The sequence below is a fragment of the Peribacillus sp. FSL E2-0218 genome, from assembly GCF_037992945.1.
In the GTDB taxonomy this organism is placed as follows: domain Bacteria; phylum Bacillota; class Bacilli; order Bacillales; family DSM-1321; genus Peribacillus; species Peribacillus simplex_B.
This window is the reverse complement of record NZ_CP150304.1, coordinates 1,844,323-1,867,946: the sequence shown is the minus strand read 5'-3', so window position 1 is coordinate 1,867,946 and position 23,624 is coordinate 1,844,323. Positions and strand designations below refer to the sequence as shown.

The following is a 23,624-nucleotide window of genomic DNA, read 5'->3' as shown; positions in this document are numbered from 1 at the left end:
GAATGCATCATCCCGCGGTGATTTGCGGCATTTTACATTGTCTACCTTAAGGAGATTCTATCAAACATCAAAAAGCGCTTCAGCTTTTTTTAATTTTGTTCTTCCTCATCCCAGACGATCCATTCATGGACCTCAAGGATTTCAAGAAATTTCATCAGCCGTGGCAAGGAAGGTTCCGCTTCCTCACCGAAATGTTCACTCATCGCTTCCGAAATCTGATTCACATTGCATTTATACTCCATTTGTTTAATGGCAAATGCACCAAATTTGTCAAGCTTGATTTTACGAACTGACGGCTGCTTAAAATACCGAATCGTCATTCGTTCCACGAAATTGGTTCGTTGGATGACTAAAAAAGTCGTTTCCGCAGATCCTTGCTCCAAGGTTACTCGTCTTTCCAAAAGAGGAACCATGGTTAACAGGTTCCTCTTTTTTGATTGACGTTTACGAAGCATCTTCTTTTTTCCCTTTGCTAGAAACGAACCAAAGCAATCCAGCTAAAACGAGGAATAGTATGAATGGTAGCAGATTGCTGGCCAATTTGGCTGCAGCTGGAACTTGGACGCCTGCTGCAATCAAGATCGCAATAAGCACACCAATCAAGGATTCGCCTGCAATCAATCCAGAGGCAAATAAAACCCCTCTATCGACGCGTGCTTTAAGTGCTTCTTTCGTCTTCGAGAAGAACTCAACGAAGAAGCGGATGAAGCCGCCAATCATGATTGGCACACTAGTATGAACCGGCAAGTAAATGCCGACTGCCACTACAAGGGAATTCAAACCGAAAAACTCCAATGTGATGGCAATGGCCGCACCGATAAAGATAAGGGTCCAAGGCAAATCTCCTCCTAGAACTCCTTCAGCGAGGATTTTCATAAGAGCCGCTTTAGGAGCAGGAAGTTCTGCTGATCCCATCGTATACGCGTTATCCATTAACACCAGGATAAAACCGATGACAGACGCCGACGCGACGACACCAATCATCATCGCGACTTGTTGTTTCCATGGGGTTCCGCCCACGATGTACCCTGTTTTTAAATCTTGGGATACATCACCTGAAACAGCAAGAGCTGTACAAATGATCGCAGCCACGGTCAAAGCGGCCACCATTCCAGTCGTTCCGGTAAAACCAGTAGCTTTGTAGACAATTGCTACAATCAAAAGTGTGGCTATGGTCATTCCAGAAACAGGGGAAGAAGAACTTCCAACGATCCCTACAACCCTTGAAGCCACGGTCACGAATAAAAAGCCAAAAATTGCAATCGCGATCGCACCGATGATTCCTACATCTGTTATAGGTGTGAAAGCGATGATTAAAATAACAATGAATATTCCCAGCCAAACATATTTTGCTGGAATGTCTTTTTCAGTACGGATCGAACCAGCCTTAAGCTGTCCTTTATTGGCCTTTACACCTTTTAGCGTATCAAAAACCGAACTGAAAAGAATCGGTAAAGTTTTGATTAATGTGATCAATCCGCCAGTTGCTACCGCACCAGCTCCGATATAGCGTATATAATTATCCCAAATTCCCCATGCATCCAATTCACCAATCGGTACCTCGGAAGGGAATATGGCTGTTCCATTACTGCTGCCAAAGAAGCTGATTGCCGGGATCAGAACGACCCAAGCCAACAATCCCCCACCTAGCATTTGACCTGCAACACGCGGTCCAATGATATAACCTACACCCAAAAGGGAAGGAAAAGCATCCAGACCAACAACTGCATTTTTAAAATTCGTGATTCCTGTTTCAACTTCCGTTTTGAAAAGCTTAAACCCATCACCAAGGCCTTTCACTACACCGCCAATGACTAAACCGGCGCCGATTAGCTTGGCGCTAGTCCCACCTTTTTCTCCTGACTTCAATACCTCGGCACATGCCGTACCTTCAGGATAAGGTAAAGTTTCATGTTCCCTTACAATAAGGAGCTGACGCAGGGGAACCATCATGAAGACCCCTAAAAATCCACCCGTTAAAACAACGAAAATGATGAATGCCTGACTCACGTCTATATCCCACATGAATAATGCCGGGATGGTAAATACAGCACCGGCACCGATAGCCTCACCTGCCGTGGTCATCGTTTGCACAATATTGTTTTCTAATATTGAATCCCTGCGGAAAACCCCTCTTAAAATAGCCATTGAAATTACCGCCGCGGGTATTGAAGCAGAGACAGTCAAACCAATAAGTAGGCCTAAGTACGCATTTGCTGCCCCGAAGACGATTGCAAGTATAATCCCTAGAATTATTGCCGTTGCGGTTAATTCCGGTAAAGATTTAGATGCAGAAACGTACGGGACGAATTTACTCTCTTTTGAATTGTTCGACAATTTAGCCACTTCCTATGTTAAACTTTAAAATCACAGAGAACATTATATCACTGTAATTTAAACACACGCAATGGGAAAATTCTGCTTATTAAAATTTCGATTATGCACAACATTCAGATTAACAGTTTCAAGTATTGGTCCTGCCCGCCACTTATCGACCTTCCGCTTCTATTAAAAAATCCTCACCCTTTTAGTTAAACCACCTTTCACTCGATGGGTTAAAGACACGAACGAAGCAGGTATATTTTCAAAAAAGCGACTAGGCATTTGCACATTAAAATGGCCACTAGCATATCCTGCAGAATCAAGTCTTCAGAAAAGGAATGATACTTTCATGGTTTCATATATGGACTATACCTCCCCATCCACACAATTTTTTTTCGACGCCAATAATAGCAATCTCTTTAAAAAAGATAATCAAAACTATATTAATGTAGTAGGTATCAAACAATTGAACACCCTTGAAAATGTTTCTTTGCTGGATATTTACCTCAGCACTAGCAATGTTGTGGAACCGCATTATCACCAAAATGCAGCTGAGCTTGTTTACTGTATTTCTGGTGCCGCAACCGTTTCATTGCTGAATCCTTTCACGAAACAAATCCAGAATTACCCCCTTAAGCCCGGTCAAGTGGCCAATGTTCCACAAGGCTGGTGGCATTATGAAGTCGCAACTTCCGATAATACGCATCTGCTTGCCATTTTTGATGCGCCAACCCCTGAAGTTGTGCTTGGTTCCGATATCCTGAAATTGACACCAGCAAATATCATGGCTCATACGTATTGCATGGATGAAAACCAATGGAAAAAAGCAGTTGCCCCCGTGCAGCCAGCAACGTTCATCGGTCCGACAGCCAACTGCCAACGGGGTTCTGAAGATGAAAGACAGCCACTGCAGCAGCCTTCGCAACTTCCGCAGCAGCCATATCCGCAATATATCAATCAATATGATAACCAAGTATACCCTGCCCCGGCCTATAATTATCAAATACCAGCTAATCCCCAATATTATTATTATTGATAAATGAAAAAAGCGATGGAGTGCTCTTCTTCCATCGTTCAGTTTGTAGACAAAAGGGGTTCGGAATTAAAAAATTCCGAACCCCTTTTGAAATTCCTTTGAAATTTTGACCAAAGGTTACGAGATTTGGGCTCTTCGAGCCACTATGTTAAGCCGTTTTAGGACCTTGCCATGTCCAAGTGGCCATCTTCTTTACATTCATGGCAGCGAAAGTAAGCATCGCCTGCATCGACAATTTTTTAAGTCCCCTTAAAGTAGTCCAACGCATACCATGCTTTTCTTTTGCATCTGCGAATACACGCTCAATCGTTTCTTTGCGTTTCGCATATATAGGTTTTACCTCTTGATGATGACGCAGATGATCTGCTTCTTCCACATATGCTTGCCAGATATGCCGTGTCACTACTTTTTGATGGTCTTTGCTTTCCGTACACCGTGATAAAAATGAGCATGTTGCACAAATTTGTTTGGGCGATTTGTACTCGCGATAGCCCTCTTTATTTGTTGTTGAGTACTTTAAAGTTTCTCCCGAAGGGCAAAGGTAACAATCAAAGTGTTCATCGTAAACATAGTCATGTTTGCGAAAGAATCCTTCTTTTGTACGAGGACGTGTATAGGGTAAAGCAGGTGTGATTTCTTTGTTAAATAGGTAGCTTGTAATCGCTGGTGTTTTATAAGCTGCATCTGCGGCAACTGCTTCTGGTTTTCCAACTTTCTCAATCACTTGCTCAACAAGTGGCTCCAAAATATGACTGTCATGTGTATTACCAGGTGTTACAATCGTTCCCAATACAAAACCGTTGCCGTCTGCGGCCGCATGGAATGAATAGGCAAACTGTTTTGTTCGTTCATCTTTCACATAGTAGCCACTCTCAGGATCCGTAGTACTTTCTTTAATTGCTTTGGTTTCTTCCTTATCAAATTTATCTGGTGGAAAAGGCTTCTTTCCATGGTTTTCACGATCTTGATTGATTTCTTCTTGAAGACGTCCTTGATACGCTCGTGTTTCTTTACGAACGATTTTCTTTTCAAATTTCCGTTTATTCGCACTGGCTTTCACATGTGTGGAATCCACGAAAACGTGTTCTACACTTATTACCTTTTTATTAGCAGCTGTCATTAAAATGCGACAGAAAATCTGTTCAAACAGGTCTGTATCTTTAAAGCGTCGCTCATAATTTTTTCCGAACGTAGAGAAATGAGGTACTTTATCATGGAAACCATAGCCTAAGAACCAACGGTAAGCCATATTGGTTTCAACTTCTTCAATCGTTTTACGCATGGAACGAATACCGAAGGTATATTGAATGAAAGTCAGTTTAACTAAAATAACTGGATCAATACTTGGGCGTCCTACCTCTGAGTACATATCTTTCACCAAGTCATAAATGAAAGTGAAGTCAATGGCAGCCTCCATTTTACGAACCAAATGGTTCGGTGGCACCAGTTGATCTAAAGTAATCATTTCAAGTTGATCTCGCTGAATAGAATCATGTTTAGAAAGCATCCTCATCACCTCAAGTTTTAATCCTTCAATTTTAAAACAAAAATGACTCCAGTCAAAAGTGTTCTATCTAAATGGTAAGACAAAGTTGATTGGAGCGGGTGTTCGAGACTCCTGCGGGAAAAGCGCGTCTAGGGGAGACCCCGCAGGCAAAGCCGAGGAGGCTCCCCGACCGCCCGCGGAAAGCGAGTGCCTGGAGTGGAAATCAACGTCTAAATTGTACAGGCCATAAAAATAGACAAACTCAATTTTCATCGAGTTTGTCTACAGTCTGAGCGATGGAGTGCTCTTCTTCCATCGTTTTTATTTTCCTATCAATTTTTGTACGATTATATAACGCCGTTTCTTATACAATTTTTTCAGCCTGACATTTGTGTTTTTTCTTTTTCAAGGTGAAATATTCATATTGTTAGGACAGGATCGTTCTGTCAGGGTAAACGTTTCGCTGTTTCTGATTCTCGACTGCGACCTCATGTATTTATCATCATCCATAATTGGCTCCGGCAGTATCATTTTTCTATGAAAACAAGGGAAGATTGCTTATACAGCTGGATTGCAATAGTATTAATAACAGTTCAGAAAAAAGGCCATCTCCTTGAAGTAGTTAAGGGTATAATGGAAAATAATAAAGAAGAGCTGCATGAATTATCGTTCATGTTAGAAAGATCTTGCTACTGATCCCCAAGCTATGGCGTTTCTTATGGCAAGAATCAATTAGATTGTAATTTTCAATGGGAGTGGGAATGAATGAAACCTCTATCAATTTTAATAGCGGATGATGAGAAAGAAATTGCCGATCTAATTTCCATCCTTTTGGAAAAAGAGGGGTACCATGTCATTACAGCCTCTGATGGTCAAGAAGCCCTTGATGTTACCGAGACCCAAAATGTTGATTTGCTGATTCTGGATATCATGATGCCGAAAATGGATGGATATGAAGTAATCCGTCACATTCGCGAACGGCATAATATGCCTGTCATATTTTTGAGCGCAAAAACCTCTGACTTCGATAAGGTCCATGGACTTGTGATTGGAGCAGATGATTATATGACCAAACCATTTATCCCCATGGAATTGGTTGCCCGTGTCAACGCTCAGCTGAGGCGCTTTACGAAGCTTAATCAACCAAAAACAGATCATAAAACGAACTTGGAATTTGGCGGGCTGGTTATTTCTCCTGATCAGCGCACCGTAAATTTATATGGTGAAAACATTGAACTTACCCCAAAGGAGTTTGATATTTTGCATTTATTGGCCAGTCATCCAAAGAAGGTTTATAGTGTGGAAAACATATTCCAGCACGTTTGGGACCAAGCTTATTTTGAAAGTGGAAATACCGTTATGGTACATATTCGCACGTTACGAAAAAAGCTGGAAAAAGATACACGGAAGAATACATGGATTAAAACCGTATGGGGTGTCGGATATGCATTCAATGGCTAAAGCTGTACGCGGTTTTCGTTCGAAGATGGTGCTATTATTCGGTTTAAGTATGCTATTTGCTGGTATCATCACCTATTCCATCTTTAAGGGACTACAAATTTATTATCATACCTATGTCCAGTTTGGCGACAGGCTGACTTTTTATCGTCGATTGATGAATGAAATTGGTGACATTAACTTCTTTTTACTACTGTTCATCCCGCTTTCGATCTTGTTTTTTTATGTACTGACCCAGCCCTATTCGACCTACTTCAATAAGATTTCAACAGGGATCCACCATCTAGCTCGAGGAGATTTCTCATATAAGGTTCAAATAAATACCTATGATGAATTCAGGGATATTGCCCAAGATATCAACTTGGCAAGCGAGAAGTTGAAAGAAGCTATTGAAAGAGGAGATTTTTCGGAAAGCAGCAAGAATCAGTTGGTCGTAAATTTAGCACATGATTTGCGTACGCCTCTTACGTCTGTTTTAGGTTATATCGATTTAATTCTTAAAGATGAAAAATTGACTAAGGAGCAGATCACACATTTTTTAACGATTGCGTTTACTAAATCACAGCGTTTAGAACGGCTTATTGATGAATTATTCGAAATAACGAGAATGAACTATGGGATGCTGCCCGTTTATAAAAAGCAAATAAACTTAGCCGATTTGCTCAACCAACTAACGGAAGAATTGTACCCTGTTTTTGAAAAAAATCATTTAACCGCGCGAATGAATATTCCTTCCGAATTACCAATTGTTGCAGACGGAGCCCTCTTAGCCCGCGTGTTTGAAAACCTTCTAATCAATGCAAATCGTTATGGAAGCGACGGTCAGTTTGTAGACATTCGCGGCTTTATACATTCTGGGGAATTGGTTGTTCAAGTTGTGAATTATGGAGATCCCATCCCTCAAAATGAACTGCCGCATCTTTTTGATATGTTTTATACTGGTGACAAAGCTCGAGCTCACCAAGAAGACAGCACTGGGCTGGGCTTATTCATTGCAAAAAACATCGTGGAGCAGCATAACGGGACAATCAGTGCCGAAAGTAGTTTTATGCATACCGTTTTTGAAGTTCGATTACCTCAAGAAAGTGGATAAAATGATGAAGCTCACATCCCAAAGAATGATTTAAGAAAAATTTAAGAATTACCCCACTCTTTTTTTAAAAAGTTTGTCCTATCTTATAAGAAGATAAGATCAAGGAGGAAGCTTACATTGAAAAAGTTGGGGTATTTATTTTTTTTTGGATTGAGTATCGGTTTTGGTTTCATTTATATAGCACCGACTTTTCATGGGAAAGTCGAGATTCAAACATATGATCGATATGAAAAAGTTAAATTAGCCGATATAGGCATTCCTAAAAACATTCAGCGGAAAGAGATTTCCAAAGAACAGGTATACCAAGGAAATCTGCTCTTGGTCAACAGTGAATTTCCTGTTCATTCAGAAAGTGAAAAGTCGGATATCGTAAATTTATTTACGAACAAGGAATTGACAGAGGGCTACGGATTGCTTGATGGCAATATTGAGTTATCAAGGGATGTCGCACTTGCATTTTCGAAGATGATAACGGCTGCCAAAAAAGAAGGGGTTCATCATTTCTTGATTAATAGTGGATACCGGGGTATGAATAAGCAACGTGAACTTTACCGGGAAATGGGACCTGACTATGCCTTGCCTGCCGGCTATAGTGAACACAATTTGGGTATATCCCTTGATGTAGGTTCTTCACAGATGAAAATGAGTGAAGCGGCGGAAGGAAAATGGATAGAAAGAAATGCTTGGAAATACGGTTTTATTTTACGCTATCCAAAGGATAAAATCGATGTTACAGGCATTCAATATGAACCGTGGCATATCCGTTTTGTAGGTTTGCCACACAGCGCGATCATGCATAAAAAAAATTTCGTCTTGGAGGAATATTTAGATTTCCTCAAAAAAGAAAAGTCCACTGCTGCAAATGTTAACGGGGTACAATATACAATTTCTTATTACCTTGTTTCTGAAAGCATGACAATTAAAGTACCACATAATAACCATTACGAGATTTCGGGCAACAATATCGATGGAGTAATAGTAACCGGGTATGAATGATCAGCGGTATGGAGAAAGAACTGATAAGAGCCTTTTCCATGTTCATAGCTGAAGGTTAGAGGATATGAGGTGATGTTTTACGTTATATAAACGATAGTGCGGATTATCCCGATATGGAATGATCCGCCTTTAAAAAATTATGTAAATACCCGTTTTCAAGGTGTTTTTCTCTTCCTTCATCAGCGGATGCCCATAAAATACTAACCTGATCGCAGCCGCGAGCATAGTCATTGCATTATAACATCTTCGTGATTCATATTAATGCCTTCATAGCACCTTTTTTGATAAGAACAACTACTGCAAACCGTTGCGCAATCCGTTTTCAAGTAATTTTTAGGTTGTTGCAAAAGATTCTTGATGATGTTAAGGTACTCCAATCCGTCCGAAACGTCTTCCATGATTGGAATGTATGGTTTCAGTTTACCGTCCATAAGCGAGATGATTTCAATTCTCTCAGGTAATTGACCAAATGCCTTTTGACAAAATACCGAAATCATATGAATAAACAAAATGTTCATATCTTCAGTAGTATCGACTAAATATTTTTTGATGATGAATGAGTTGCTTGACCATTCTGCCACTTCGAGAGTTAAGGAAAGGTCGGTCCCAAGCTCATCAATCGTCATGTTGAGCTTTTCATATAAAAACAAAGGAGGGTATTCATTTTTCCCAGAAGTTAAAAATTGGTTCAAATGGTCTGATATTTTGGCTAAAGCCAAATAATACTGAATCTTTGACTCGAACTGTCGTACATCAATGACTCTCCAATGTTCATCTATGAGCTCCATAACCGTCTTGGTCGTCTGGCTTTCAAGAGGAAGTTTATAATATCGACTTACAACTTGATTAATGACAAATTGAACCATCTTTCGCCAATTATGTTGAGCTGCGCTTTTTCCTTCAATATGATGAAAGTAAAATTGATAAGGACATCTTATGAAATCTTGTAAATGATAATCAGTCAAAGTGGCAATCGAAACCCGATATTCCTTCCCCATCAATTCCCTTCACTCCTCTTTACCCTATGCTGTCTAAAATTATATGGAAGAAACCAAACTTTTTTTCATGAACTCCCTCCCGAAATCCTGGCACCTTTTGATTTCCTCATCTTCTGGGGTTAATTCGACTTTTAACCCTTCCATGACGATATCAGCGCCCCGTTCCCTTAATTTTTCGCTCAAAATATCTACAGCTGCACAATAGTGTGTATAGTATGAATCGCCTGAACCAAACACCGCAGCTTTCTTTCCGGTTAAATCAACATCATCCATTTCATCATAAAAGTCTAAAAAATCATCCGGCAGATCTCCATCCCCCCACGTGTATGCACCTAATAAGATACCATCGTACCCTTCAAGTATGGATGCTTCTGGACTATCCATTATATCTATCATTTCAATATCCACATCGTTCTCCTTGATTCCTGCTGCAATGGAGTCCGCCATTTCTTCTGTATTGCCACTCATACTGGCAAAAATCATAATGATTTTAGACATGCAATTTTCCCCTTCCAACCATGCTTTTTATTATTTGAATGCTTATCCTTTCATTCTTATCTTCAGGAGAAAGAACGTCATCACCGCATACACCTTAACAAGTGCACCCTGTTTGCTTAATACGCATGCACATCTTCCGTGTTCATTTTATTCTTTATTTCCTGGACGCAGCTCAGTTCATCAGCAAACGAAAGAAACGACTCCCTATCATGTGCATCGAGTGCTTCGTTGATTTTAAAGCCCAAATGATTAATTCTCAGATCCAAATCCAATATGGAGCAAATGGTGCCAGTGGAATACAGCTCCTCGATGTCTGCCACTTGCATAAAAAACTGATACTCTTCGTTGACCACGATCAAAAAGTGCCATCCTAGACAATCTACATATTTCCGCTCATCGGTAATTGTCCATACATCTCCTGGAAAGAAGTCGATCATATGCAGGTGCTTCTGCCCCGGGCAGCAACAGCTTACTTGATGTTGAAAAGGTTCTAAGATTACATGATTTTTATCCATTGGTTTATTCCCCCGCTTACATTGATTTTTTCGTCAATCGATTTTTATAATTTATTTATCCTGATCCGTATCTGTTTATCCACTTTGTCATACTTATGACTGACATATAAAGAAAAAACAACGAATGAAAATGATTCTCAATTTCATTTACTATTTTATATGATAATGATTCTCATTGTCAATCTTGTTTTGATAACTTTTCTCGTGTTTGTTTGCATTTAAGGAAATATGACCATTTTCTCCAGCAGGGGGAACGAATATCGTTAAGAGTGTATAGGATGATTTATTAATGAAGGAATATGTTAGATACTCGTCGATGATTTATGACAGGTTTCCTTAGCCTAAATAGGTTAGTTGAAGAACTGAAGGATGACAAAAAGCACCTATCTAGGTATGATAGATGCTTTTAAATAAGAAATTGATGAGAAAGCCCGCCAAATCGCAAGTTAATCGGCTTAAATTGGCGAGTAAACTTCTCGAATTCGCCAGGAGATTGACCAAATTAAACGAGTAAACTGGCCTGTTCACAAGAATAAGTACAAAATTCGCTAGTAGTCGCTCAAATTATTAGATTATCTCTTAAAGATCGCGGCAGGTTATTCGGAAGAAATTGACCTAGTCTATAAAACTAGTACATTTACATGCAAATGAAATGTATATACAATTGGGTTGCGCAAGCCTTGTATATGAATTATTAGCCGTATTTAAAAATTTTACTGAAGCACATAGTGAGGAATATGGTGGGATTAAAGAATTATTCCTTTGAAATTCCCTTTTAGGACTTCTTTTTCATTCTGGTTTTTACATAAGAAGGCTGCATGGATAGCACTCCTATCATTTTCTTGCTTTTCGAATTCCTCGATTTTAACTACACAATTGATTGTATCTCCTGTAAATACAGGTCTCAAAAAATCAAAATTCATGGTTCGAGCCAATACGTTATGCTCCCCGCCAATTTTTGTTGGCAGAGTCGCCGTTAATAATCCTTGTACGACAAGTCTTCCTTGTTCGTCCGGGGAAACATGGTGAATCCCTTCATCACCCGAAATAGCTGTAAATACTTCAACATCCCTTAGAGTAAAAGTCCGTGCAAACGTAATGATATCCCCTGCTTTTAAGGGCATGGTTGATTACTCCCTCCCTGAAGGTTCCAACGAACGGTATCCAACGATCCAGATGGGTTGGTCTTCTTTTGGCTTTGTTTCATCCAGCAAGGTTGGCATGCATTCTTGGAATTCCAATTAAGTGGATTGGTCCATCTTTTTCAATTCATATATGACATATATTCATAGGCGGTTGTTCCGTAAACGCTTTTAAAGTGTCTGTTTAAATGGGTTAAATCAACAAAACCACACTCCGCTACTGCTGAATAAATATCTCGTTTTTTTTCTATTAACTGCTTTGCGTGCTCTAACCTGCAGTTAAGGAAGTATTGATACGGTGTGATTCCAGTATGGGCCTTGAATAATCTAATGAACTGAAATTTGGATAAATCAAGCTCTTTACACATCTGATCAAGTTTAAGTACGCTTTGTAAGTTGGCGTGAAGCATGTCTTTTGCTGTTTTAATTAGCTTATGGTCTTTCTTATACGTGTTAGAAAGATTCGTTTCAATTAGGCTATCGGTAAGGGCAACAAGTAATTCACTGCACAATGTCTCATCTTTTTCATTTAATATTGCATGGGAAAGCCGTAATATTCCTTGTTTAAGCTTATCATCATACACATTGGGTTTCGGAAAGAGGATGATATCCTTTTTATCCATTACCTGCAGAAGCATTTGTGGATCTATATACAGCATCACATAATCGAGACCTGTCTCATCATGGGCCATTCCATCATGTGCCTGTTCCGGATTAAAAAACATGATGCCATTTTCGTAGGACAAGTGTAAATGGCCATCCAGGTTATAGTGCTGAATACCGCGCAAGGTGACTCCTATGGCATATTCTTTATGAGCGTGCCTTTTATACGAAAAATCAGTGATGCTTGCTGACAAGGCCGTTATGCCTGCCGATTTTTTATAGATGAACTTTTCCATATATCTCACCTCTTAAGTAGCCTGCCTATATCCAGATCATGATTGCAGCGTAAACTAAAAACAAAGCCATCAATATATTTACGATCTTTTTATACTTCTGTAAAAACCCCTTGAAAATCGCTCCGAAAAGTACCCACGCAATGAATGCCAGGAACCCAATTATCGTAATGGCGACAACACTTATTGTAACCGCAGCCATTGATACATAATAGGGCATAATATAGGTGGGAATTACAGTCATTGTAAAAAGCAGTACCTTTGGGTTTAAAAACTGTGTAAGAAATCCAGACATAAAGCTGCCTGTTTCGTTTACAGACGGTTTGGATGTATCCATATTATATACCTGATAAGCAAGATACAACATATAAACGCTTCCGATTATCTGCATGACGAGTAAAATTCTTGGTATGACCGTTACAAGTAAGGTGTTCAGTATAGCAGAAATGGCGAGCAAGACACCAAAAGCAATCGTCGCTCCATACGTATAATCCATGGCCTTTTTAGTGCCGGAGTTATTCACGGTGGTCAATATGACGATATTGGTCGGTCCTGGTGTAAACGTAACGATAAAACAGTAAAAAATAAAAGATGTCATATTCATGAGGTATGCTCCTTTCAAGCTATCCTCATCCATTGTATCTTCTTACGGTAAAAGCCTATAGTATGTTATTGCGGAAAGTAGAAAATCGAGGGATAAAATCCGAGTACATCATAGAACCCCGTTTTTAAGTGAGAAATTTTATAGAGATCATGTAGCCAAGAATTTTATTTTTAATATTTGATTATCATTTTTTGTGGGGCAGATTCCATTTAAAGTGCACTGATATCATTCTAAAAATAACGATTACGATTAAAAGAAAAAGGGTTGCATATGGCCCGCGCATTAAATCCAGACCAATCATAAAACCTGCAAATGCGGCCCACAAGGCATATATCTCCGAATGAAAGATCATTGGTTTTCGCCCTGCAAATACATCGCGTATCAGCCCGCCACCTGCTCCCGTCATGACAGCTGCTACAATAACGGCTATTAATGGTGCCTGAATCGATACGGCATAGTCTGCACCTTGAATGGCGAATGCCGCTAAACCGATAGCATCGAAAAATATCACCCACTTTTTCAAATGGCCAATCCAATTATCCGGCATGAAAAATGCGATGGTAATGCCTAAAAAGGCAATTCCAAATAAATAATCTTGCGACCAAATAAGTTCAATCGGTATTTCAATTAATAGATTGCGAACAAGGCCGCCCCCGAAGGCTGTCGTAAAGCCTAAAACGTACCCTCCTAATAAATCGTAATTCACTTCCCTTGCGATGAAAGCACCGCTTATTGCAAAAGCTATCGTACCAATGATATTAAGAATGTCCCATGTCAATGTTCCTCCCCCTCTCCCCATGCCCATGGTCCTTCTTGACGAGCAAAAACCACAGTGAATGCTTTGGAATCAAATGAATGGATAAACTTTTTTAACGGTGAAGGGGCCGGACTAATCCCATTCAGCCCCGCCTCCGCTTTGCTTCATTCATTTTGCCGAGTGCTACTAATCCAACTCATAATAACCGCATACCACATATCCTACTGCTTTTACTGCCACAAGAAGGGCATCTTCATCCATATCAAACTTAGGATGATGATTGAAATAAGGTTTCGTAACTCCTTTAGGCGTACAACCTATGTAAAAGAAGCAGGAAGGGAATTTTTCCGCATAATAAGCGAAGTCTTCAGATGGAGGAAGCGCGGGAAATTCCTTCACTTCTTTTATATCTTTATCATTTGCAGATGTAAGTAACTCAGCAACCTTTTGCGTAATTGCGGCATCATTATATAGGGGCGGATAATCATTCGTATACGTCAGCTCACATGTTACACCGAATTCTTCTTCCAGCCCCTTTACAAGACGCTTCACTTCTTTTTCAATGGTTGCTTTTGTTTCTACAGTCATATAACGGATATCGCCTTCAAGCTCTACGCTGTCTTTAATGACATTGAATGTCCCTTTTCCATCAAAAGAGCCGATCGTAATCACACCGATATCAAAAGGACTCAATCGGCGGCTAATGATCGTTTGGGCAGCTGAGACGAAATGAGCACCAGCGACAATGGCATCATTTGCCAGATGTGGAGACGAACCATGTCCGCCTCTGCCTTGAACTTTCAATTTCATATAAGCTCTTCCGTTAAAAGAATATCCCGAGTGGTAACCAACGACGCCTGCTGCATCCATTGGCAGCAGATGGATTCCAAATATATTATCGAGATCATCAAGCATGCCCGATTCTACCATACTCTTAGCACCTCCTGGCGGAACTTCTTCCGCATGTTGATGAATGATTTTTATCGTACCTGGGATTTCAGCTTTTAATTGTATGAGGCAATCCGCCAAAATTAACAAATAGGCAGTATGTCCATCATGGCCGCACGCATGCATAACGCCCTCATTTTTTGATTTAAAGGGTACATCCGTTTCCTCGACAATCGGAAGTGCATCAAAATCGGCTCTGAGCCCGATGTTTTTTCCAGGCTTTCTCCCTTTAATCGTGACGATTATTCCATATCCATTTCCTACATTCGATTGAATATCAACATCTTTTCCTTTATAAAAATCAATAATATATTGAGCTGTCTTTTCTTCTTTAAAAGAAAGCTCAGGATTTTCATGCAGGTGCCTACGGATTTCAATCATTTCTTCCTTACGGGATTCCAGCATTTCCATTAACGTATTTCTCATCATCATTTCATCTTCCCTTCATTCGGTTTCGAAACGCCACTAATGTGGCAAATCATTCTGTAATTGGCTGCCGCTTGGGGACATCCGGGGATTTGGTAGAGGCATTAGATGTTTTACCAGTATCTTTAGGCACCATAAAGATAATAGATAGTATGGAAAGTATACCGAATATTACGTTTACGAAAATACCGAGCGATGCCGCTGTTTCAAGATTCCCATTCGCTGATATTGCTCCATCTTTGAATCGAAGATTTTACAAACCACCATTACGGAATACACTTCCTTGTCCTCTTTTTACCTTCACTTCCCTCCCTTGTGAATCTCCCAAAAGTTAATGGCAGGATTTCCACCTATTTAATTAGCGAAGGTGATACCTAATAATCACAGCATAAGAGCAGAAATGGCCCAGGCATGATTCATAAAACTTGAAATGCTGAACCTATAATTGTGTGGGGAAGGCAATCAGATGGAAACCATGCAAAAAAAACCCGGCTTCAATTGGTCGAGCACTTTATTAAAACTATGTATTATCAATTACCCCCTAGCAAAATAAGGGTACAATTGCTGCCATTATGTATGGAGGTCCTCCATCGGCAGCTTTTAATATCAAGTAGTAATTGTTTCCGGTATTTCGCATCCGTCCGCAGGCAGCTAGTTGTATTTAACATCTATTCTTTTGCACTGCCCGAAACGAGAATGGAACCTATCAGTACTATTGCTGCGCCTATAACGAATTGCAAGCTGACAGGGGTGCCTATAAATATGATTTCAGTTACGATTGCCCAAAAAACATAAGTATTGTTGAGCGATTGTCCTCTTGCAGCACCTATTAAGTTGATTGACATGTAGTATAAAGAATAATTAGCAGTTCCCAATAAACCTGCCATCGCTATTAACCATACGATCTTAGAGGACACCGCTTCAAGAACTAGAGGATAGCCATGCATAAAAGACACAATAAATAGCCCATAACATAAAGCAGAGGTCATCTGCCTTATATTAATCGCATATAACGGAACGACATCGTCTCCCTTCATTCCCCAAGCACCTATCACCCCTTCGAGTCCCCAAAATATAGCGGCTCCTAATGAAAATAATATTCCAATGAAAAATTGACTATCCACGTCCAATTTTGATGGCATATAGGCCAATATGATTACTCCTGTGATGCTTATCATTATCCCAAGCCAAGCTCTCCTGTTCATTTTTTCCTTCAAAAAAGTAAAAGCAAGCACGGCGCCTATTCCAGGAAATATAGAAGAAATGCTTGCGGCATAAGTTACTCCCACATATTGAATGCCAAAAAAATAAAAGGTCATTGCCAAAGGTCCACCAGATAAAGCTCCTAAAACTAAAATCGCACCGTTTTTTGTTTTAAGTAACTTCAATACATTAATAAATTCACCTTTTATAATCATAAGTAAGGTAACCCATAACGCCGAGAAAAAGTCATGCATGAATGCTGCTATAATTGGTGCAAGCATTATCGATTGTTTAAAAGGGGTACTTGCGATTATAATGCCGATCACGACCGTATCTACACCCCAAGCAACAGCAGAAGTTGCTCCTAGGCCCATACCAATTTTAGCTTGTTTATTGCTTTTCACATTCATTAGCACAACCTCTTTTTTAGATAATCATTTCAACTGAATCCACCGAAATGCGCAAGTAGCTTTGTTTTGATTCTTTGAATGATTCACTCGATTATCGACCGAATTACATTTACTTCTAAATATATCTTTGTTGGTTTTACTATTGCTTAGGCAGACCACTTGATTATGTTCTTGTTAATTAGCACTTAATCGCCCTCCAATACTCGGCTATTCATGTATAGTTAATGTGACCATCAGGAATAGAGTTTATTCGTCTTCATGCAGCGCAAATAGAACTCGAACACTGCTGATAAGATTCATAAAGTTAACGGGAGAAATGATGGAACTGTGCATATCAAGATCCCCCATTGAACGAACTGCATGGGAGTTCTGTGAAAATGAACTTCATCAGCAAAATTATAGCCCCTTTACAAATGATTTTTTAACCTTTCAAGTCCTTTGCTTTTAAAAAACGAAAAAGGCGACAGCTTATTCCATAATGAAACAAACCATCACCTTTTTATCTATTCTCGATTATTATTCGAATAATTATCCTTATGAAAACGAAGTAACTATCTAGTATGCTTCCAATAAAACAGAAGAATATAGATATCATTCAGATAATCGCTGTTATCAGAAGCAGCGCATTACCAACACGGATTTGTTCCTCATTAATAATACTGCCAAATTCCATTTTCCATTTCTTTATGAATTTCCCCTAGTAATTCCAGATAATCAAGGTAACCAATAACTTCAGAGATGATATTGAAAAACCGCTTTTCGTACCTATCATTAAAACGGAATCGGGCAATGTCATGTCCAGTTGAAATCCCTGATTTGATAATGTTCAAGTATATGTTGGCTTTTTTATCCAACTCTATTATTCTTTCTTTTATTATATCTACAGGATTTTGCAAGATATCACCGTGACCTGAAAAGATGACCTCCACATTCAATGATAAGCACTTTTCCAATGAACGCTTTTGCTGAATCAAGGAATTTGTACGCGCCCCATCTAGATTTGGTTCAATGAAGGCATTGCTGGCCATATGTGCAATTAATAAATCTCCTGAAAATAACCATTTACACTTCCTATTATAGAAGGCGATCTGGTCGGGAGCATGTCCAGGGATATCCAAAATATCAAAGTCAAAAAACAGGTCTTGAGCCACTTTAATATCACATTCGATTTTTTTATCTTCTGTTAGAAGAATTGGATTATGCAAATCGACCACTTGTCGATCACCGAATTTACCGCACCCCATTTGTCGGTACAGATTTCTGAAAAATTCTTTCCTCCGTTTCATGTATTCGCTGTCTCTTTTCAGTATAGGGATGGCACGAGGATGTGCATATACGGGAATGGGATTGGCACACACAATTCTGTTAACCAGGCCAATATGGTCTGTGTGATGATGGGTTAGTAATATCGCTGAAATATCAATCAATTTATAATGATTTTCCTCTAGAATTTCTTGCAGGGAACGCCAGCAGTCTTCGGTGTCCATCCCAGCATCAATCAATATCAAGGAATCCTGATATCTTACTAAGTAAAAGTTGATGCTCTTCAGCTTATTGCAAAATGGAACAATTATTGGAAATACTTCCATAGTGGTTTTTTTATACAATACTTCTCCCTCCAGGATACCGTTATGCTTAAAGCGCTTCCAAAAACCAGCCTTCATAATCAAACGCAAGCTTTGCAGAAATCCCAATCACAAATCATACGTAAGGAAGGCAAGAAGAATGTCTTAGCTGGATCTTCCGCCTCCGATGTTCAACACGTTCACTTGATACAAATTATTAGGAATTTTCCACTCGGATGAGATCTTGAAACGAAAATCAAAGTTCACGATGGGTTTTATAAGGCACTTTCCATCTCCTTGTTGACCCTAACCTTTACTGGTGCCGATTCTTTAAGGAATAGTGAGAAAACAAAAGCAAGAAGCCCGCCTCCAGCACTAATCCAAAGCGGTGCTGTAAGACCCCAAGCGTCGGCGGCCATGCCACTATACAAAGGGCTAAGGACGCCTCCGACAATTTCCGTTGCTGCAAGAATAAAGCCAATCGTAGCAGCGGCATATTGGATCGGAACCGTTTCCGCCGGAATTGTAGTCGTAAACATGGTTAGATTTCCAATCCCTGAAACAAAAACGAAAATCAGCACGGATATTGCTACTACGTTGTCAACGTACATTAGCGTAAGCGGTACGAATAAGGTTAGGACCCCAAATATAAGAGATGTCGGTTTTCGTCCAATACGATCTGAAATGGCTGGAACGATAAACCCCCAGATTGCATTTCCGGCCCCAAAGGCTGCCATTACCATACTCATAGTACTTAGGGACAATTGCTTTACTTGTATCAGGTAAAGAGGTGCATAAATGGAGAAAGGTAGAAGGAATACCCAAAAACTACAAGAAACGATGACACATAGCCAAATATTCCGATCTTTCATTATTTGTTTAGCGCTTACTTTTTCTTTCGCAATTGCGGGAGAATTGGATATATCAGAATTTTTCTTAGGATTTTTCACGACCTTCCCAATGAAAAGGGCGATAACCAGACCCGGTATGATCGTCAAATAAAATGCAGTCCGCCAATCAGTTGCATTTGCCAATGCAACAATGACCAGAGGTGCCAAGAATCCCCCAAAAACACCATATGAAGTCCCAGCCGTAAACCCTAGGTTGAACCCTCTGCGCTTAGGGGTAGATTCAACTGATAATATAGATGAAGAAATTGGGATTATTGGTCCTTCAGCGATTCCCATAAACAAACGCAAAACGATCAAGATGCCAAAAGACGCCGCTAATCCATGTGCCAATGATAAAAAGGAAAAGAACAGGACCATTGAAACCAAGACAGCTACTTTACTTTTGACCCTGTCAGAAATATACCCCAAGATGGGACCCGAAAGTGCCCATGTAATCGCTAATGCTGAAGAAAGCATCCCGATTTGAGTATTTGTCAGGCTAAAATCTTTTTGCATGAATGGAATAAGATAATTGATAGCCAGCCGATCAAAGAATACAAACCCGATAGAGAAGAAAAAGATTGCGGTTAATTTATTCTCATAGCTCCAAAACTTTCTTTTTTCCATTAATAAACACACCCTTCCTGACAAACATCTAATATTAAAGCTATAGGTTATTAGCGAATTGAGCCGAATTATAAGGCTGTTAAGGTGCACAGCCGTCTTTTGTATTTTCCCCTATAAAGCTCCAGAGAATATTTCTGTAGAGTCAATAAAAAAGGAAAGGCTTTCACAACAGTGCAAGTTTATGTTGCGAAAGCACTTCTTTTGTAAAAGCCTTTTAAACGATCTTAGGTACCTGCCATTTCAAGTTGCGATATTTTCAAAATTCTTACTTGGAATTTAAAAATTGAGCTGTCCGTTTATACACATCTTTATATTCATCTAAGTGCGTGAATTTGCCTAAGAAACCATGAGTGGCACCTTCATACCTTTTCGTTTCTACATGTACACCACATTTTTTTAATTTCTCGGCAAATAATTCCCCTTCATCGCGGAATGGATCATATTCTGCAGTGATGACCAATGCTTTCGGAAGATCATCTAAATTTTCTGCTCGTATGGGTGATACATACGGATGATTAACATCTGCATTCCCCATCAGATAAAAGGAATTAAGTTCTGCTAATCGCTCACTTTCCACGAAATATCCCTTACCATTTTCAACTAGGGATGGATACCGGAATTCACTGAAGTCAAGATCTAAAGATGGATAATACAACACTTGCTTCGTAACGGTGAAATCCTTATTGTCACGGGCCATCAGAGAAACGGCAGCAACCAAATTTCCGCCAGAACTATCCCCTGCAAGAGCAAGGTTCTGACAGTCCCACTTCAGTTCATCCATATTTTCCATTGCCCATTTTGTGACATGATAACAATCCTCTAAAGCAGCAGGAAATGGATATTCCGGGGCCAGTCGGTAATCCACGGATATGACTTTATAGCCGGACTCCATACATATCGATCGAACGATTTCATCATGGCTTTCTAAATTCCCTGAGAAAAATGCGCCTCCATGAAAGTAGATTAACAATGAATACGATTCGCTTTTATACGGCGTGTAAATTCTTATCGGAATAGTGGTTACCGAAGTAGGAATCGACACCTCTTCAACAGAATAGACTTGCTCACGTTTTTCAACAGGTAAAATGGGTGTATTGAACGCTTTTCTATGTTCTTCCGGATTGATCTTGTAGTTGGCATCGGATTCCGGAATCATATCCAATATTTTTTTTATTTCGGGATGTACAGGCAAATCTGAGACCCCCTTAATTAATGTTTGAATATTCAGTTAATTTATTTTATCATCAGTATTTATTCTGGCTGTTCATCAAGGACATTCGCTTCGAATTCGGATGAACAATACCCTTGACTTTTAGAAATGCGCTTTTTCCGGGAATGCTGTCTCCGCTTCATCAGTTGGAAACAGTCTGGATAAATTCTGGTATAGCTTCGTAATTGGTTTACGTTGCTTTTCGTAATTTTGTAATGCTTCTTCAGCTGTTTCAGCTTTAGCAATCGCTTCTGCTAATGCATCTGCGTCTTGGATGGCCATGTTCGCCCCTTGCCCCTGATTGTGAAGCATTGCGTGAGCAGCATCACCTATCAATGTTACACATTTGGTGCTCCACTTATCCATTGGTTCAATGTCACATAACGGACGAGTTACGATATCTTCCAAATTAATATTTTCAATGATTTTTTGAATGGTAGGGCCAAAGCCTTTAACACTCTCCATGATTAGTTCCTTCGTCATTTCCGGACGCCATGCGAACTTACCCGGAACTGTAATATCAACAGATACTTGCTTTCGGCACTCTAGTGGCAATAAATAAACTGAATTCTTACCATCAACATAAATACGCAAGATGTTTTCTTCCGAAGACATGCCAAGTACTGCATCATTAGAAATCAAGGCACGGTGTGCTAGATATCCAGAAAATATTGGATCATGTTGACCCAATACTTGTGCACGAATGGGGGAACGGATCCCATCAGCCGCGACGACGATATCCGCTTCAATTATTTTGCCATTGGCAAATTTTACTTCCGCATGGTCGCCGTTATCAATCACTTCCGTTAACCGGTGGTTTAAATGAAGTTGATCTGCTGGAATATGAGCTATTAAGGTATCCAATAAATCTGCACGATGAATCAACCGGGCATATGCCTCTGATTTATCATCCGTTAAAACCGGCCATGCTTCTTTAATGAATACTTGGTCATCTCCGGCTATGATTTCCATGAAGTCACTTCGTGAGGTTAATCGCTCTATATCCTCATATAAACCCCATTTTTTGAAGCAATTCACGCTCGGCGGACGAATACCGATCCCCGCACCAACCTCTCCCAAAGCTGGTGCCTGCTCATATACATCGGCCCGGATTCCCTTTGCTTTTAATGCTACCGCAGCTGATGAACCACCAATGCCGCCTCCGATAATGGCAATCCTTAATTCCGATTTAGATTTCATAAATATTCCCCTCCCAAGCCATTTCTTTTATTCTTCTTTTTATTGTAAGATGCAAATTTTAAAGGAACAAATGAAAATGCAATAGCCGCAACAATGCCTGGAATCGCAAACGAAATGAAATTCATTTGAACCGATAAATCAAGAGATAAAAGTATACCGCCAAATGTTGGGCCAATGATTCCTCCGATCCTGCCAATTCCAGAAGCAAGGCCCACAGCTGTTGATCGCATTAATGGAGGATAATAATGAGAAACAAAGGAGTAAGATATGTTTTGAGCCCCCATTGTACAGGCGCCAGTAATCGCCACCAGCACATATAATATAAACATGTTATTTTTAAAACCGAGAAGCATCAAGCAAATGGAAGCAATTATAAACATCGGAACGATTATTTTTCTAACACCATATTTATCTGCAAGACTACCAAGGATTAGCGTTCCGATGATGGCCCCGATATTCAATACAATCACAAAGCTTAAAGAGGAAGCTAGAGCATAACCGGCACTGAACATCAAATTAGGTAGCCAAATAGTTAATCCATTAATCATTAACAAACACATGAAGAAGGCAATCCAGATCATCACCGTCCCTAATGCCCGACCATCTTTGAATAACCCAATGACCGGGGAGCCGGAACCTTTTCGATTGCTTATGGCTTCAAATTCGAAGTCCGAGGTAAGTAAGGACTTGTTATTCACCTTTGAAAGAACTGAACGAAGCTCGTCCACTCTCCCTTTCATCAGGAGTATTGCTGGTGAATCATGAAAATGCTTGACCATGAACGGAATAAGTATAAGGGGAATTGCCGCTACCAAAAATACACTCTTCCATCCTATTAGAGGCATAACGTATATTCCAATCAGGGCGGCAAAAATACCGCCTACGGAAAAGCAGCACATCACGATCGAGACCAACATGTTATGCTTGTTTTTCGGTGCATACTCCGTCAATAAGGCGATCACATTCGGCAAGACACCGCCTATGCCCACTCCGGCAACAAACCTGAAAACAGAAAACACAGTTGGGCCGTTTGCAAATGCACAGAAAACCGTAAAGATGCTAAATAGGAACACACATAAGATAAGGATATTTTTCCTTCCAAAATTATCAGCCAAAATGCCGAAGATGATAGCTCCCAGCATCATCCCAAGGAATCCGTAACTGCCAATGGCTCCTGCTTGTACAGGCGATAGCTTCCATTCCTCCATCAGGACAGGCAAGACGGAGCTATATATAACTAGATCGAACATATCAAAAGTAATGATCAAGCAGCAGCCTATCAATATCCTAAAATGAAAGCGGTTAAATTCCGCTTCATTCACAATGTCGGTAATGTTCATTCGA

21 protein-coding genes are annotated in these 23,624 nt (G+C 39.9%); 4 read left to right on the top strand and 17 right to left on the bottom strand.

Annotated elements, in window-relative coordinates:
* Window positions 1–89 precede the first annotated feature (89 nt).
* Window positions 90–455, bottom strand: a complete 366-nt coding sequence (locus MHI53_RS08970; protein ID WP_061142780.1) for a PqqD family protein — start codon at window positions 453–455, stop codon at window positions 90–92.
* A complete protein-coding gene (locus MHI53_RS08965; protein WP_100534178.1) occupies window positions 445–2,337 on the bottom strand; it encodes an oligopeptide transporter, OPT family in 1,893 nt (630 codons plus the stop codon). The genes MHI53_RS08970 and MHI53_RS08965 overlap by 11 nt, the downstream gene beginning before the upstream one ends.
* Window positions 2,338–2,671: 334 nt before the next feature.
* On the opposite strand from MHI53_RS08965, the gene MHI53_RS08960 reads away from it, so the two are divergent.
* Entirely contained in the window at window positions 2,672–3,358 is a 687-nt protein-coding gene (locus tag MHI53_RS08960; RefSeq protein WP_061142778.1) for a cupin domain-containing protein, read from the top strand.
* A gap of 148 nt (window positions 3,359–3,506) precedes the next feature.
* On the opposite strand, the gene MHI53_RS08955 is transcribed toward MHI53_RS08960, so the two are convergent.
* Window positions 3,507–4,865 carry an IS1182 family transposase gene (locus MHI53_RS08955; RefSeq protein ID WP_340371732.1) on the bottom strand — a complete coding sequence of 453 codons (1,359 nt, stop codon included), beginning with the start codon at window positions 4,863–4,865 and terminating at the stop codon, window positions 3,507–3,509.
* A gap of 744 nt (window positions 4,866–5,609) precedes the next feature.
* On the opposite strand from MHI53_RS08955, the gene MHI53_RS08950 reads away from it, so the two are divergent.
* The 3 genes from MHI53_RS08950 (at window position 5,610) to vanY (ending at window position 8,391) form a co-directional block, all read left to right on the top strand.
* The gene (locus MHI53_RS08950; RefSeq protein ID WP_340373236.1) at window positions 5,610–6,305 is read left to right on the top strand and encodes a response regulator transcription factor; all 696 of its coding nucleotides are present in this window, start codon (window positions 5,610–5,612) and stop codon (window positions 6,303–6,305) included.
* A complete protein-coding gene (locus MHI53_RS08945) occupies window positions 6,298–7,395 on the top strand; it encodes a HAMP domain-containing sensor histidine kinase (protein ID WP_340373235.1) in 1,098 nt (365 codons plus the stop codon). The genes MHI53_RS08950 and MHI53_RS08945 overlap by 8 nt, the downstream gene beginning before the upstream one ends.
* A gap of 150 nt (window positions 7,396–7,545) precedes the next feature.
* The gene (vanY, locus tag MHI53_RS08940) at window positions 7,546–8,391 is read left to right on the top strand and encodes a VanY-A/VanY-F/VanY-M family D-Ala-D-Ala carboxypeptidase (protein ID WP_260320354.1); all 846 of its coding nucleotides are present in this window, start codon (window positions 7,546–7,548) and stop codon (window positions 8,389–8,391) included.
* Between the two features lie 227 nt (window positions 8,392–8,618).
* On the opposite strand, the gene MHI53_RS08935 is transcribed toward vanY, so the two are convergent.
* The 14 genes from MHI53_RS08935 to MHI53_RS08870 all read right to left on the bottom strand — a co-directional run bounded on the left by MHI53_RS08935 (window position 8,619) and on the right by MHI53_RS08870 (window position 23,620).
* Window positions 8,619–9,392: a hypothetical protein gene (locus MHI53_RS08935; protein WP_340373234.1), complete on the bottom strand. Its 774-nt coding sequence runs from the start codon at window positions 9,390–9,392 to the stop codon at window positions 8,619–8,621.
* A gap of 36 nt (window positions 9,393–9,428) precedes the next feature.
* A complete protein-coding gene (locus tag MHI53_RS08930) occupies window positions 9,429–9,887 on the bottom strand; it encodes a flavodoxin (protein ID WP_340373233.1) in 459 nt (152 codons plus the stop codon).
* A 116-nt stretch (window positions 9,888–10,003) separates the two neighbouring features.
* A complete protein-coding gene (locus MHI53_RS08925) occupies window positions 10,004–10,402 on the bottom strand; it encodes an IDEAL domain-containing protein (protein ID WP_061144730.1) in 399 nt (132 codons plus the stop codon).
* Window positions 10,403–11,148: 746 nt separating this feature from the next.
* The gene (locus MHI53_RS08920; RefSeq protein WP_061144729.1) at window positions 11,149–11,526 is read right to left on the bottom strand and encodes a hotdog domain-containing protein; all 378 of its coding nucleotides are present in this window, start codon (window positions 11,524–11,526) and stop codon (window positions 11,149–11,151) included.
* A 140-nt stretch (window positions 11,527–11,666) separates the two neighbouring features.
* Window positions 11,667–12,443 (bottom strand): AraC family transcriptional regulator, encoded by a 777-nt coding sequence (locus MHI53_RS08915; RefSeq protein WP_061144728.1) that lies wholly within the window; start codon window positions 12,441–12,443, stop codon window positions 11,667–11,669.
* A 25-nt stretch (window positions 12,444–12,468) separates the two neighbouring features.
* Complete coding sequence (locus tag MHI53_RS08910; protein ID WP_340373232.1) at window positions 12,469–13,044, bottom strand: LysE family transporter; 576 nt, start codon at window positions 13,042–13,044, stop codon at window positions 12,469–12,471.
* A 184-nt stretch (window positions 13,045–13,228) separates the two neighbouring features.
* A complete protein-coding gene (locus MHI53_RS08905) occupies window positions 13,229–13,822 on the bottom strand; it encodes a trimeric intracellular cation channel family protein (protein ID WP_061144727.1) in 594 nt (197 codons plus the stop codon).
* A gap of 165 nt (window positions 13,823–13,987) precedes the next feature.
* Window positions 13,988–15,175, bottom strand: coding sequence for an amidohydrolase (locus tag MHI53_RS08900; RefSeq protein ID WP_340373661.1), 1,188 nt, complete (start codon window positions 15,173–15,175; stop codon window positions 13,988–13,990).
* A gap of 668 nt (window positions 15,176–15,843) precedes the next feature.
* A complete protein-coding gene (locus tag MHI53_RS08895; RefSeq protein ID WP_340373231.1) occupies window positions 15,844–16,788 on the bottom strand; it encodes a DMT family transporter in 945 nt (314 codons plus the stop codon).
* A 650-nt stretch (window positions 16,789–17,438) separates the two neighbouring features.
* Window positions 17,439–18,395 (bottom strand): MBL fold metallo-hydrolase, encoded by a 957-nt coding sequence (locus MHI53_RS08890; RefSeq protein WP_340373230.1) that lies wholly within the window; start codon window positions 18,393–18,395, stop codon window positions 17,439–17,441.
* 233 nt (window positions 18,396–18,628) lie between these two features.
* Window positions 18,629–19,870: an MFS transporter gene (locus tag MHI53_RS08885; protein ID WP_061144725.1), complete on the bottom strand. Its 1,242-nt coding sequence runs from the start codon at window positions 19,868–19,870 to the stop codon at window positions 18,629–18,631.
* Between the two features lie 265 nt (window positions 19,871–20,135).
* Window positions 20,136–21,062 carry an alpha/beta hydrolase gene (locus MHI53_RS08880; protein ID WP_340373229.1) on the bottom strand — a complete coding sequence of 309 codons (927 nt, stop codon included), beginning with the start codon at window positions 21,060–21,062 and terminating at the stop codon, window positions 20,136–20,138.
* Between the two features lie 120 nt (window positions 21,063–21,182).
* Window positions 21,183–22,280 carry an FAD-dependent monooxygenase gene (locus MHI53_RS08875; RefSeq protein WP_061144723.1) on the bottom strand — a complete coding sequence of 366 codons (1,098 nt, stop codon included), beginning with the start codon at window positions 22,278–22,280 and terminating at the stop codon, window positions 21,183–21,185.
* Window positions 22,277–23,620 (bottom strand): aromatic acid/H+ symport family MFS transporter, encoded by a 1,344-nt coding sequence (locus tag MHI53_RS08870; RefSeq protein ID WP_260320353.1) that lies wholly within the window; start codon window positions 23,618–23,620, stop codon window positions 22,277–22,279. The genes MHI53_RS08875 and MHI53_RS08870 overlap by 4 nt, the downstream gene beginning before the upstream one ends.
* Window positions 23,621–23,624 lie beyond the last annotated feature (4 nt).